This window comes from Roseiflexus castenholzii DSM 13941 (genome assembly GCF_000017805.1).
Lineage (GTDB): Bacteria > Chloroflexota > Chloroflexia > Chloroflexales > Roseiflexaceae > Roseiflexus > Roseiflexus castenholzii.
Genome location: NC_009767.1, coordinates 5,256,312 through 5,270,662, shown reverse-complemented (window position 1 = coordinate 5,270,662; position 14,351 = coordinate 5,256,312). Strand labels below are relative to the sequence as shown.

The following is a 14,351-nucleotide window of genomic DNA, read 5'->3' as shown; positions in this document are numbered from 1 at the left end:
TTGACGTATGGCAAACGCTCTACTAGAATGGCGAGGAGCGTTTGCCAGCATGAGGATTCGTGAAGAATGGAACAGATTGCTGAGATCGAACTGACACGCGCGCGCGGCGGCGCCATGCTCATTGAACTGTTGCGCGCCATGCGCCCAAAAGAATGGATCAAGAACACGTTCGTGTTCGCTGCGATTGTGTTTTCCCAGCAGCGACTGTGGATGCACGTGGATGCTGTACTGACCGTAACTCTCGCATTCGCGCTTTTTTGCATGGTTGCCAGTGCAATCTACCTGCTCAACGATCTGGTCGATATGGAAAAAGACCGGGCGCATCCGAAGAAACGCAACCGTCCGCTGGCATCGGGGCGGCTCAGCCCACGCATCGCGGCATTGACCGCAGTGGCGCTGGTCGTTGTCGCGCTGCCGCTCAGCGTGGCGCTCGATCTGAGTTATGCACCGCCTGGCGATAGCACAACCTGGTTTGGCTACAATTATGACTTCCCGGCTGCTTTGTTTACCTATGCGATCATCCAGGGAGTGGCATATTCCTACTACTTTAAGCATGTCGTGATTATGGATATTTTCACCATTGCCGCAGGTTTTGTGCTCCGCGCCGTAGCGGGAGCAATGGTCATCGACATTGCCATTACGCCCTGGTTGCTCATCTGCATGGGATTGCTCGCCCTCTTCCTGGGTCTGGCAAAGCGTCGCGCCGAGCTGGTGCTGCTGGAGAACGGCGCCGGCGCGCACCGACGTATTCTCGATGAGTATTCGCTGCCGCTCCTCGACCAGATGATGTCGATCGTCACTGCCGCCACAATCATCGCGTATACGCTGTTTACGTCAACTGCCGAAACATTGCCGCACGAACCGTTCCCGGTGATGATGATCACGGTGCCGTTCGTCGTCTACGCTATCTTTCGCTACCTCTATCTGATCTACAAACAGGATGGCGGCGGCAGCCCTGCCGATCTCGTGTTGAGAGACATGCCGCTTGCCTCATGCATTGTGCTGTGGGGACTGACCTCGGTGGCGATCCTGGCGGCGTTTGCGTCGTGACTGAACATCAGGCAAGAGGCGAGAGGTGAGAGGCGAGAGGCGAGAGGCGAGAGGCGAGAGGCGAGAGGCGAGAGGCGAGAAGCGAGAGGCGAGAAGCGAGAGGCGAGAGGCGAGAGGCGAGAGGCGAGAGGCGAGAGGCGAGAGGCGAGAGGCGAGAGGCGAGAGGCGAGAGGCGAGAGGCGAGAGGCGAGAAGCGAGAGGCGAGAAGCGAGAGGCGAGAGGCGAGAAGCGAGAGGCGAGAAGCGAGAGGCGAGAGGCGAGAAGCGAGAGGCGAGAGGCGAGAGGCAAGGAGTGAGGGGTAAGAAGCGGTTTGAGCCAGGCGGGTACACTCCGTGACCTCTGTGTCTCTGTGGTTGTAGAATGCTCTGGGCGGTTTGAGCCAGGCGGGTACACTCCGTGACCTCTGTGTCTCTGTGGTTGTAGAATGCTCTGGGCGGTTTGAGCCAGGCGGGTACACTCCGTGACCTCTGTGTCTCTGTGGTTGTAGAATGCTCTGGGCGGTTTGAGCCAGGCGGGTACACTCTGTGACGTCTGTGTCTCTGTGGTTGTAGAATGCTCTGGATGGTTTGAGCCAGGCGGGTCACTCTGTGACCTCTGTGTCTCTGTGGTTGTAGAATGCTCTGGGCGAGAATGTGATCACATTCATCAAGTGGGGCGGTTCCGTCATTACCGATAAAACGCAGCAAGAGCGTGCAGACGCCGGGACCATTCGCCGTCTGGCGGGCGAACTGCGGCAGGCGCTGGATGCAGCGCCGGATATGCGGATCATCGTCGGGCACGGCAGCGGTTCATTCGGTCACGTCTACGCGCAGCGATATGGCATCCACCGTGGTCTGGCGCCCAATGCCGACTGGATGGGATTTGCGCTGACATCTGCTGCGGCGCTGCGACTGAATCGGATCGTGGTCGATGAACTGCTGGCGGCTGGCGTTCCGGCGCTGGCGCTTCAACCTTCGACCACACTGGCAGCGCGCGGCGGGCAACTGACACGTTGGAACACCGACGCCCTCGAACGCGCCCTTCACCATCGACTTGTCCCCGTCATCCACGGCGATGTCGCATTCGATGACATCCAGGGCAGCGCCATCATCTCGACCGAGCAACTGCTGGCGCACCTGGCAGCGCTGCCCGCGCTTCAACCCACCCGCATCGTCCTGGTTGGCGAGTCTGGCGTTTATACCGCCGATCCGCGCAACAACCCGAACGCTGAACGGATTGCGCGGATTGATCACCACAACGTTGCCGATGTCCTAGCAGGAACCGGCGCCTCGCACGGCGTCGATGTGACCGGCGGCATGCGCAGCAAAGTCGAACTGATGTGGCGACTGGTGCAGGCAATTCCGTCACTCCAGGTCTATTTCATCGGTCCGACGCCAGGGTTGTTGCATCGCGCCCTGCTTGGGGATGCGACGGTCGAGGGGACGGTGATGGTTGCAGGTTGAAGGCGGGAAGGTGTCACGTTGAACGTTGAAGGTGGAACGTATTCAACCCTTGAGGTCTGCGTTGTGGATAAGGTTCCCACTGTTGATTGTCGTTGGAGGAACGATTCTGGTCCTCTTCCAAAAACGCCGCGCGACCTCAAGGTCTGGAGGAAAGTCGTTGCACGATTGCCATCAAATCGCATACCTCACAACCCATATTTCAGGGTAAGATACTGGTGAGACGATCTGCAACCGCATTTCGCTTTTCGCGTACATGGCAACGAATGACATCTACGTCCTCGCCACAGGAGACAACCCATGCCACTGCTCGACATTGTTGAATTCGTCGATCCTACGGGCAAAACGCTGGTTGCGCGCGTTCCGCCGGACGGCAATGGCGAATTGCGTCTCGGTTCTCAGTGCATTGTGCGCGAAGGGCAGCTCGCTTTCTTTGCGCGTGACGGGCGTTTCCTCGATATGCTCATTCCGGGGCGGCACACGTTGACGAGCAACAACATTCCGCTGCTGATCGACTTCATCAAACTGCCGTTCGGCAGCAAAAGCCCATTCCGCGCCGATGTCTACTTCGTCAGCCTGCACCAGCACACCGATCTGAAATGGGGAACGCCGCAACCAATCCCGATGCGCGATGCGCAGTTCGGCATGGTGCGGTTGCGGGCGTTTGGCACATTTATCATCCAGGTAGCCGAACCCCGCCGCTTGCTCACTGCCGTGGTCGGCACCCGCGGTCGCCTGACAGTCCAGGATGTCGAGGAGCAACTGCGCAGTTCGATTATTGCGCGCGTTGCTGATGTCATTGCCGAGCGCATGCGTGAGCGTCAACTCTCGGTGCTCGACCTTGCGACCGAGTATGATGAACTCTCGGAAATGGCGCACGAAGTGTTGAAGGACGACTTTGCCGCGCTTGGCTTGCAGTTGACGCGCTTCTACATCAACACCATCAGCGTGCCCGAAGAACTCGAGCGGCGGCTCGATCAGGTCGGCGGCGTGGCAGCGTTTGGCGGATTGGGCGACTACACGCGCTTCAAGGCGGCTGAAGCGCTACACGATGCCGCGCGCACCGGAGGCGACAGCACCGTCGGCGCAGGCATCGGGCTGGGTGCGGGAATGAACCTTGGGGCGCTCATGGGTCAGGTTCTTCAGCAGCAGACGCCGACACAATCGCCGCCACAGCCAGCGCCGATAACGGCGACATCCTCACAGGCGGCAACGAAGACATGCCCGCGCTGTAACACGGCTATGCCTGCGAACGCCAGGTTTTGCAGCGAGTGCGGCGCGTCGCTCCTACCGGCGACATGCCCGCAATGTGGACATGCAGTGACGACTGGGGCGAAGTTCTGCATCGAATGCGGTGCGGCGCTGAAATAACCGGATCACGCATCCGGCTCAAGGTAGAAACTGAGCGGATAGCCCGCTTCACGCGCCGCGTGGTGCGCCTCATAAACGCGGCGCTGCGCTTCCTCGTAGGGAAGCGTCACAACGTGCGCCCGTCCGTTGTGGTGCGCTTCAAGCATGATAGCAACTGATTGCTCGAATCCCAACTCGAAGATCGTCAGCAACACCAAAACCACAAAGTCCATCGGCGTGACATCGTCGTTTTCGATGATGACACGGTATGGGCGTTCAAGTTCTTCTTCGGTGACCACGACATATTCAGTCGTTGGGATGGTTGTCGTGAGCGGAACCGAAACTTCAGCAGACATGGCGCCACAACTCACGTGCTTCAAGTACGGTCAACGGACAGGGTTCGAGCAGAGCACCCTTTTCAAAGTTTTATCATACCATACAGATGCACGATCCGCAGGGGACATTCCCGATCTGTAGCATTTCTTACCAGGTTTGATGCATTTGCCCTGATCACTGCGTCGGGTCTCGATCTTCTCACACAAATTACGATTGAAGATGCCGCATGCTTGTCATTCCGAGCGCAGCGACTGGTCATTCCGAGCGCAGCGACTGGTCATTCCGAGCGCAGCGACTGGTCATTCCGAGCGCAGCGACTGGTCATTCCGAGCGCAGCGAGGAATCGAAGCGGGTCACACAAGACCCCTCGCGCTGATCGGGGTGACCATGCCGGATGGTCACAGGTCATTGGTATCACGCCTCATCCTTCAACCGGTCGTCGCTGCCGAAGAGCAGACCCTGGCCAACCCATCCCACCAGCGGCAGACCGGCGGCGCGGCGCATCGTTTCGCGGTACCAGGCGTCGTGCTCGGCTGGCGTGCGAAAGACCGGGCAATAGTTGCGTGAACTCCATAAACGCAGGAACTCGTAACGTTCGAGAGTGCGGTTGCCTGGATAGCACTCTGGAATACCATCGCCATCCCGATCAATATCGTTGGTCGTCAGATCAAAGCGTCTCAATTCGGGCCATTGCGCGTCCACCAGGTAGTACTCTTCCCGCAATGCGCCGGAGGCGTCACGGTATGGCAGACTGTACCCCACAAGGACCGTCGCGTGTTGTCCCCACAGGCGCAATCTTCCTATCTGAAGCGCCGGGTACATATCGACGATCACCGGCGCCCCGCGATCGATGAGTCCACGCAACACTCGTTCGGCGTTGGTATGCGATAAATTGCCAAAGTGAGCGCCGTAGCCGCGTCGCCGCAGTTGCAGCGCCTTGAGAGGCGGCAGGGTCCCGCCAAGCGCTGGCTGGAAGAACAGACCCGCCTCGCGGATGAACTCGTCCTTCGTAAAACGTGGTTCGCCATGCAACAGGTTGAGTGCATTGGCAAGCGAGGTGAAACTGCACTCGTTGAACCCCTGCCCGACAACGGGCCAGGCGGCAGGGTCGGCAGTCGCCACGACGCTGCGAACGTAGGGAGGGAATGAAGACATGAGTGTACCTCCTCGTATCGTTAGGAGTCATACGACTGTCGATTCTCTCACCTCTTGCTCATCGCCTCTTGCCTCTGTCGATCCTCTCACCTCTCACCTCTCGCCCATCGCCTCTTGCCTCCATCGATCCTCTCGCCTCTTGCCTCTCGCCTCTTGCCTCTATCAATCCTCTCACCGCTTGCCTCTCCATAAATGCGAGATAAATCTCGCGCTACGCCATTGTCGGGCGCCTCTCGCCTCTTGCCTCATGCCTCTGTCGATCCGCTCACCTCTCGCCCATCGCCTCTTGCCTCCATTGATCCTCTCGCCTCTTGCCTCTCGCCTCTTGCCTCTATCAATCCTCTTGCCTCTTGCCTCTCCACAAATGCGAGATAAATCTCGCGCTACGCCATTGTCGGGCGCCTCTCGCCTCTTGCCTCATGCCTCTGTCGATCCGCTCACCTCTCGCCCATCGCCTCTTGCCTCTATCAATCCTCTCACCGCTTGCCTCTCCATAAATGCGAGATAAATCTCGCGCTACGCCATTGTCGGGCGCCTCTCGCCTCTTGCCTCATGCCTCTGTCGATCCGCTCACCTCTCGCCCATCGCCTCTTGCCTCTGTCGATCCTCTCGCCTCTTGTCTCTCGCCTCTTGCCTCTATCAATCCTCTCACCGCTTGCCTCTCCACAAATGCGAGATAAATCTCGCGCTACGCCATTGTCAGGCGCCTCTCGCCTCTTGCCTCTATCAATCCTCTCACCGCTTGCCTCTCCACAAATGCGAGATAAATCTCGCGCTACGCCATTGTCGGGCGCCTCTCGCCTCTTGCCTCTATCAATCCTCTCACCGCTTGCCTCTCCACAAATGCGAGATAAATCTCGCGCTACGCCATTGTCGGGCGCCTCTCGCCTCTTGCCTCTATCAATCCTCTCACCTCTTGCCTCTCCATAAATGCGAGATAAATCTCGCGCTACGCCATTGTCGGGCGCCTCTCGCCTCTTGCCTCTGTCGATTCTTTCACCGCTTGCCCATCGCCTCTTGCCTCTGTCGATCCTCTCACCTCTTGCCCATCGCCTCTTGCCTCTGTCGATCCGCTCACCGCTTGCCTCTCCATAAATGCGAGATACATCTCGCGCTACGCCATTGTCGGGCGCCTCTTGCCTCATGCCTCTGTCGATCCGCTCACCGCTTGCCTCTCCATAAATGCGAGATACATCTCGCGCTACGCCATTGTCGGGCGCCTCTCGCCTCTTGCCTCTTGCCTCTGTCGATCCTCTCACCTCTTGCCTCTCCATAAATGCGAGATAAATCTCGCGCTACGCCATTGTCGGGCGCCTCTCGCCTCTTGCCTCTGTCGATCCTCTCGCCTCTTGTCTCTCGCCTCTTGCCTCTATCAATCCTCTCACCGCTTGCCTCTCCACAAATGCGAGATAAATCTCGCGCTACGCCATTGTCGGGCGCCTCTCGCCTCTTGCCTCTGTCGATCCTCTCGCCTCTTGCCTCTCGCCTCTTGCCTCTATCAATCCTCTCACCGCTCGTCTCTCCACAAATGCGAGATAAATCTCGCGCTACGCCATTGTCGGGCGCCTCTCGCCTCTTGCCTCATGCCTCTGTCGATCCTCTCACCTCTTGCCTCTCGCCTTCTGCCTCTACTACCACCGTTCGCACCTTGCGCCGCCATACGCGCCACAACGCCCCGATCTCCGGCGGCCCGGTGAAGATGTACGCCAGCCATACCGCCCAGAGCGCAGGCCAGACATACACGAGCAGGAAAGCGATGCCAACCGCTGCCCATCCAAGGACGCCGGAAATGATCATTGGCGTGCGAGTGTCGCCAATGCCGCGCAGCGCGCCGCCAATGACAAATGTGCCAGCCCAGAGCGGCTGCGCCAGCGCGACGACCTGCACCGCCGCAGCGCCAATGGCAACCAACTGCGGGTCGTTGCTGAATATGCCGACCATGTGCGGCGCGAACAGGATGAACGACGCCCCCAACCCGCCCATCCAGAGGATCGCCCAGCGCATCGCCACATTCGTCACAGCGCGCGCTTCATCGCTGCGCCCGGCGCCGACTGCCTGCCCGACGAGCGCCGTTGTCGCCAGGCTGAAGCCGATCCCCGGCATGAACGAGAGTGAGAGAACGTTGAGCGCAACACGATGAGCCGCAAGCGCTACCGTGCCAAGCCCGACAACAATTGGCGTCAGCGCCGCAAACGAGGTAATGATGATAATCTCTTCTAGCGCCGCAGGCGCGCCAAGCCAGAGCACCTCGCGCGCCGTTCCCCAGCGCAGTCGCCAGGTTCCGGCTCCGCCGACGCGCAACCGGGGGCTGATCCGCAGCAAGATCGCCAGGAAGAGCGCCGCGCCTGCAACGCGCGCGATCAGCGTGCCCCACGCGCTGCCCGCCACCCCAAGCGCTGGCATGCCCAGGTGACCGTAGATCAATACCCAGGACGCGACCAGATTCAGCACATTTGCCAGCGCCGTAATCACCATCGGCGTGCGGCTGTCGCCAGCGCCGCGCAGCACACTCCCGCCGATCAGCATCAACGCCAGCACCGGAATGCCGGCTGCGCTGATCGTCAGGTACTCGGCGGCAACTGCTGTAGCATCCGGCGCCATGCCATACCATGCCACCACCGGTTCTGCGAAGATCAGCCCGACAAGCGTGATCGGCAGCGATAGCGCAATGCCCCAGATCAGCGCCTGACCGGCGACATGACTCGCCCGCGCGCCATTGTTTGCGCCAATCGCCTGCGCCACCAGCACCGACGCGCCGACCGACAGCGAACTGAGCGCCGCCATGACGATAAAGAGTACATTGAGCGCCGCGCCAACGCCTGCCAGCGCCACAACGCCGATCCCGGCGACCAGAATAGTGTCGGCAATGCCAAGCGCGGTATGGAGGAGGTTTTCACCAATGGCCGGCAGTGCCAGACCCATCACCCGGCGACGCAGCGATGGTCGATCAATAGTCTCGTTACGCGCTTCCGTCGATGGTGCGGCGGGCGCAATCGTTTCAGCGGTTGATGGAACGATATCTGGGATGGTCACACACTTCTCCAGAGGATAAGAGCGAACAACCAAACGGCGCCCTCTGTGTCCTTCTGCGCCTCTGCGGTGATGACTTCAAGGGTCGGATGGATGATCCCGCAGGATTCAAAATGCAATCCTACGGACGTCCACAAAGGGACACCCCTCCATATGCCTGCGTTCGACGTGTAACGTTCAACGATTTTCTCGCCTGCCCCTTTGCCGCGCGCACCTCGCGCCCTTTGCCCGGCATATCCCCCGGCAGGCGCCCACATGGAGACGCCTCTACTCTCCGGCGGGATCCATCAGGGGCGCCTCTACTTCTACGCCATCGTCTGCCGGAAGGATGCTGCGCGACGCCCCATCTCATCGCGCAGAGCATGGTGGTCGCGCTCAATGTAGCGCAACGCGCCAAGATAGAACATAAAGCAGAGCGCCCAGGCAGTGACGCAGATCCACGTAATGGCGGTTTGCAGGTTGTACATATCTGCAATAATGCCCGCCAGAAGCGGCGCCAGCGCCGCACCGCTGTTCTCGATGAAATATTCGACCGCCTGAGCCGTACTGCGCACCTCCGGCACCGTCACATCATACACCGTAGCAATGACATTGGGTGATGAAAGCGGCATGAAGAGCGCCGTCAGGCACATGAGCACGAAGAACGTCGTGCGCGCTTCGACCGGCGTTTGCATCGCCAGATACAGGAAAATCGCTCCCATGAGCACGCCAATGCTCGACACGATGATCCGTCCGCGCGTGGTGCGTTTGAATGCCCAGTCACCCAATACCCCACCGATGAAACTGCCGCTCGCCAGAATCAGGATGACGGGCGCAACGGTCAGCAAAATGCTGCTTTCGTCGTAGCCGCGCTCACGCGCCAGGTAGGTGAAGAACCAGTAAGTGATGACATTCCACGGGAAGACGCCGGCAAATCCCTGGAGAAAGACGAACCACATCGTGCGTTTCCCCAGCACGGCGCGCATCTCCGCCCACGAGAAACGGAAGCGCGCCATCTCGGTCATTCCCTCGAACTCTGGTTCCGCTTTGCCGCGCGGCATTTCGCGGACGCCCAACAAAATGACGAGCGCGACCACAATTCCCAACCCGCCAGTGAAAAAAAATATGGTGCGCCATCCGATCTGCGGCGCCAGCATCAACGCCAACACCATGCCGATCAGGTAGCCGATTGGCTGCGCCAGCTGCAACAGCCCATACACTTTGCCGCGCAGGTTGGGACCGAAATAATCGGCAACCAGCGCGTACATGCCGGGGTACGACGAGTCATCAATGCCGGTCGAGGCGCGCGCTGCCAGGAACGTCGGGTAAGTACGCGCGATTGCACTCAACCAGGTCGTCGCGCCCCAGATGAACGATGCCAGCGCCAGCAACCGCGCGCGGGCAAACCGGTCGTACAGGTAGCCCCAGATGGGATAGAGGATTGATGCCACCACCAGCGCGCCGGTCGTCACCGCCCCCATCTGAGTCATGGTGATGCCGAATTCATCCATAATCGCGGGGGTCAGCGGTCCGATCAGCAGTTTATCCGCCTGGTGCAGCAGCATGAAGCAAAAAAAGACTGCAATCACGAACCAGCGGTAGCCTGAACGGGGAGTGTGCATCATAGCAATCTCGGACATCAAAACGGCGAAACCTGTCTTGCAGACATTATATCAGGCAAGTTCGACGCGGCTGCGCCCCGCTCGACCATCGCCTGGAGAGGGAACGTATCAGATGCACCCACCCGATACAGCAGTTTACGGGCGGACCGAACCCCCGCGCGAACACCGGCACACCCACCTCGGAACGACCACGCGCGCGGCTTCGGTCTCCCCGCTCCCGCGTGCAGGAGCGGGGCAGGTTGTATAAACTCGTTACAGCCGCGCGCAGATCGGACTCCCCGCTCCCGCGTGCAGGAGCGGGGCAGGGGGTGAGGGGAAAACGGCGCATCCCAACGCCATGCATGCCCGCCAGGCTCATGCGCGCGGTTCACCCCTAAACCCGATACAGCAGGAAATGGATCCGACCGTTACCGATTTAGAGCCGGGGATAGAGAGAGATCATGTCGTCTGCGGCGACGAGCATGGTGAGGCACGCGACGACCGTGCAACCGTCGTGCGATATGCAGCGGAGGAACGGGCGCCACTGAAAGCGCAAACGCGACAGGAAGCCGGGTAGCGGAAAGCGGAGCGCGCCCACCACACAACAAGCGAGCGCGCCGCTCCATCCTGCGGACGCATCAATGGCGCGCCCCTACCTTCCGCCTTCAACCTCTCGCGCCTGGCTCCGCTCCTTGCTTCCCGCCTCGCCCTTCTCAATGCCCATCGTGCTCCGCCTTCACCTCGCTGAGCGTTGCCAGTTCCTTGTAATGCTGCCAGCGCGCACGCACCGACGCCTCCGCCTTATGCAGCAGATCCTCCGCGCGATGCGGGTCGCTCTGCATCAGCATGCGATAGCGTGTCTCGTTGTAGACAAACTTCTCAAGCGGCAGCGTCGGGTCTTTCGAGTCGATAATCAACGGATTCTTCCCTTCGGCTGCCAGCATCGGGTTGTAGCGGTACAGCGGCCAGTAACCGGTCTGAACCGCCAGTTTCTGCTGCTCGAGACCTTTGCGCATATCGATGCCGTGGGCGATGCAGTGCGAGTACGCAATGATCAGGGATGGTCCTTCATACGCTTCCGCCTCCATGAAAGCGCGCAGCGTCTGCACATCATCGGCGCCCATCGCCACCCGTGCCACGTAGATGTTGCCGTATGCCATCGCAATGAGACCAAGGTCCTTCTTCGGCGCCGATTTACCTTTGGCGGCAAACTTAGCGACTGCGCCGATCGGCGTCGCTTTCGACGCCTGCCCGCCGGTGTTCGAGTACACCTCAGTGTCGAGCACCAATACATTGACGTTGTACCCCGATGCCAGCACATGGTCGAGCCCGCCATAGCCAATGTCGTATGCCCAACCATCGCCGCCGACGATCCAGACGCTCTTTCGGACCAGGACATCCGCCAGGCTGAGAAGTTCGTGCTCGCGCTCGACCACATCCGGGAACTGACTGCGGTCGAGCGTGTGCAGGCGCTGCTTGAGCAACTCAACGCGCTCGCGCTGCGCCGCGATCCCCGCCTCGGTGCTCTGGTCGGCGTTCAACAGCGCGTCTACCAGGTCCTGCCCGACGACCGGCGCGAACAGCGGCAGCAGTTCACGCACGTGCGCAATCTGCTGGTCGAGCGCCAGACGCATGCCAAGCCCGAACTCGGCATTATCCTCGAAGAGTGAGTTGCTCCACGCAGGACCACGCCCCTCAGCATTCTTCGTGTACGGCGTCGTCGGCAGGTTGCCGCCGTAGATCGATGAACAACCGGTTGCATTGGCAATCAACAGGCGATCGCCGAACAGTTGGGTCAACAGTTTGATGTACGGTGTCTCGCCGCACCCCGCACATGCGCCGGAGAACTCGAACAGTGGCAGGAGCAACTGTGAGTTCTTGATCGAACCCGGATGCATGGCAGTGCGTGGAATATCGGGGATAGTCAGGAAGAACTCCCAATTGCGCACTTCACGCTCACGCACCTCGACCAGCGGCTTCATATTGATCGCCTTGCGCCCTACCTGCCGCTTATCCTTTGCCGGACAGACTTCGACGCACAAACCGCAACCGGTGCAATCTTCGGGAGAAATCGCCAGCGTGTACTTGTATCCGGGGAACTCCTTGAATCTCGCCTCACTGCTGAGGAAGGTTTCGGGCGCACCTTCGAGCAGCGCCGGTTCGTACACTTTGGTGCGAATGACGGCATGCGGGCAAACATATGCACACTTGCCACACTGAATGCAAATATCCGGCTCCCAGATCGGCACCTCCAGCGCAATCGTGCGCTTCTCCCAGGCTGCCGTGCCGGTGGGGAAGGTCCCATCGACCGGCAGTTTGCTCACCGGCAGTGAGTCGCCTTCGTAGGCAATCATCGGACCAAGCACCTCTTTGACGAAGTCGGGCGCATGGTCGGGCACCGGCGGTCGGCGCGTCTTCGGTGAGCGGAACCCGGCGAACTTCTCAACATCGACTTCGTACAGGCGTGCAAGGGCGGCATCGACTGCGCGATAGTTCTGCTGCACCACTGCCTCGCCGCGCTTACCATACGTCTTCTTGATGCTGCGCTTGATCTCCGCAATAGCATCCTCACGCGGCAAAACCCCGGAGATCGCAAAGAACGCCGTCTGCATCACGGTATTCACCCGGCGCCCCATGCCGCTCTCTTTCGCCACCCGGTCACCGTCGATCACGTAGAACTTCAGTTGTTTGCGCACAATATCGTCCTGCACTTCACGCGGCAGATGATACCAGACCTCGTCCGGTCCATACATGCTGTTGAGCAGGAAGACCGCGCCCGGCTCCGCCGCCTTGAGCACATCAATGCGCTCCAGGAACGAGAACTGATGGCAGGCGACAAAGTTCGCTCGATCAACCAGATAGGGCGCATGGATGGGTTCGGGACCGAAGCGCAGATGTGAGACGGTCATCGAACCGGATTTCTTCGAGTCGTAGACGAAGTATCCCTGCGCGTAGTTATTGGTTTCTTCGCCGATGATCTTGATCGAGTTCTTGTTGGCGCCGACCGTGCCATCCGCGCCAAGACCGTAGAACAGGCAGCGCACCGTGCGCGGCGACTCGATTGAGAACGAAGGATCGTAATCCAGGCTGGTGTATCCCACATCATCGACAATGCCCACAGTGAAATGGTTCTTCGGTTGATCCTTCGCCAGTTCGTCGAAGACTGCCTTCGCCATCGCGGGAGTGAATTCTTTCGACGACAAACCGTACCGACCGCCGATCACCGGCAGATGGCGTCCACTCTCCGCCATTGCCGTCACCACATCGAGATAGAGCGGCTCACCGCTGCTCCCAGGCTCCTTCGTGCGGTCGAGCACTGCGATGCGCTGCACTGTCGTCGGCAATGCCGCCACGAAGTGCGCCACCGAAAACGGGCGATAGAGGCGCACCGTCACCACGCCGACCTTCTCGCCGCGCTCTGCCAGAAACTTTGCCGTCTCGCGCGCTGTTTCTGCGCCAGACCCCATGATCACGATCACGCGCTCGGCGTCCGACGCGCCGGTGTAATCGAACAGATGATAGGCACGCCCCGTCAACTGCGTGAACTTTTCCATCGTCTCCTGGACGATGCCGGGTGTGGCGGCGTAGAAGGGGTTGACCGTCTCGCGCGCCTGGAAGTAGACATCGGGGTTCTGCGCCGTACCGCGGATAACCGGACGATCAGGGCTGAGCGCTCGCAAGCGATGCGCTTCGATCAACGAGGGATCGATCATCGCATGCAGGTCGTCATCCGTCAGTTGCTCGATCTTATTGATCTCGTGCGACGTGCGAAAGCCATCGAAGAAGTGAAGGAACGGCACCCGCGCCCTCAGCGTCGCGGCATGCGCCACCAGCGCCAGGTCGTGCGCTTCCTGCACCGACGACGATGCCAGCAGCGCCCAACCGGTCTGCCGCACTGCCATCACATCCTGATGATCGCCGAAGATCGACAGCGCGTGCGCCGCAATTGAGCGCGCCGCAATATGAAAGACCGTCGGCGTCAGTTCCCCGGCGATCTTATACATATTTGGAATCATCAACAACAACCCCTGCGATGCGGTGAACGTCGTTGTCAGCGCGCCGCGCTGCAACGCCCCATGGCATGCACCGGCCGCGCCGCCTTCCGACTGCATCTCAATGACTAGCGGCGTCGTGCCCCACAGATTGGGCTTTCCGGCGGCAGCCCAGGCATCCGCCAGTTCGCCCATGGGCGTTGAGGGTGTGATGGGATAGATCGCAATGACTTCGCTCAAGCGGTACGCAATGCTGGCGGCAGCCTCATTGCCTTCCAGCGTGACCCAACTCCGTTTCATGATAACCTCCTCACAAGCCAGAGAGCGCACCAAAGAAGCGGCCTGGCGGATGCTGTCACGTCAGCCGACTCTGGCAAGAGTATGGCAAAAGGGAGCACATTGCTGTGTAGCACGCTTGA

8 protein-coding genes are annotated in these 14,351 nt (G+C 60.1%); 3 read left to right on the top strand and 5 right to left on the bottom strand.

The annotated features are described in order from the left end of the window. Positions 1–66: 66 nt before the first annotated feature. The 3 genes from RCAS_RS21075 (at position 67) to RCAS_RS21060 (ending at position 3,860) form a co-directional block, all read left to right on the top strand. Positions 67–1,050 (top strand): decaprenyl-phosphate phosphoribosyltransferase, encoded by a 984-nt coding sequence (locus RCAS_RS21075; protein ID WP_012122513.1) that lies wholly within the window; start codon positions 67–69, stop codon positions 1,048–1,050. Between the two features lie 632 nt (positions 1,051–1,682). Beyond that, positions 1,683–2,492 carry an isopentenyl phosphate kinase gene (locus tag RCAS_RS21065; RefSeq protein ID WP_012122512.1) on the top strand — a complete coding sequence of 270 codons (810 nt, stop codon included), beginning with the start codon at positions 1,683–1,685 and terminating at the stop codon, positions 2,490–2,492. Positions 2,493–2,789: 297 nt separating this feature from the next. Continuing rightward, a complete protein-coding gene (locus RCAS_RS21060; RefSeq protein WP_012122511.1) occupies positions 2,790–3,860 on the top strand; it encodes an SPFH domain-containing protein in 1,071 nt (356 codons plus the stop codon). 5 nt (positions 3,861–3,865) lie between these two features. Here RCAS_RS21060 and RCAS_RS21055 read toward each other — a convergent pair whose 3' ends face one another. From RCAS_RS21055 to nifJ, 5 genes are all read right to left on the bottom strand, one after another. Continuing rightward, a complete protein-coding gene (locus RCAS_RS21055; RefSeq protein WP_012122510.1) occupies positions 3,866–4,195 on the bottom strand; it encodes an ATP-dependent Clp protease adaptor ClpS in 330 nt (109 codons plus the stop codon). Between the two features lie 394 nt (positions 4,196–4,589). Beyond that, positions 4,590–5,330, bottom strand: a complete 741-nt coding sequence (locus tag RCAS_RS21050; RefSeq protein ID WP_012122509.1) for a cysteine peptidase family C39 domain-containing protein — start codon at positions 5,328–5,330, stop codon at positions 4,590–4,592. 1,581 nt (positions 5,331–6,911) lie between these two features. Continuing rightward, entirely contained in the window at positions 6,912–8,363 is a 1,452-nt protein-coding gene (locus RCAS_RS21045; RefSeq protein WP_012122508.1) for an MATE family efflux transporter, read from the bottom strand. A gap of 302 nt (positions 8,364–8,665) precedes the next feature. Further along, entirely contained in the window at positions 8,666–9,964 is a 1,299-nt protein-coding gene (locus RCAS_RS21035; protein ID WP_157042874.1) for a spinster family MFS transporter, read from the bottom strand. A 689-nt stretch (positions 9,965–10,653) separates the two neighbouring features. Beyond that, on the bottom strand, positions 10,654–14,232 hold the full coding sequence (gene nifJ / locus RCAS_RS21030) for a pyruvate:ferredoxin (flavodoxin) oxidoreductase (RefSeq protein ID WP_012122506.1): 3,579 nt from the start codon (positions 14,230–14,232) through the stop codon (positions 10,654–10,656). Positions 14,233–14,351: the final 119 nt, after the last annotated feature.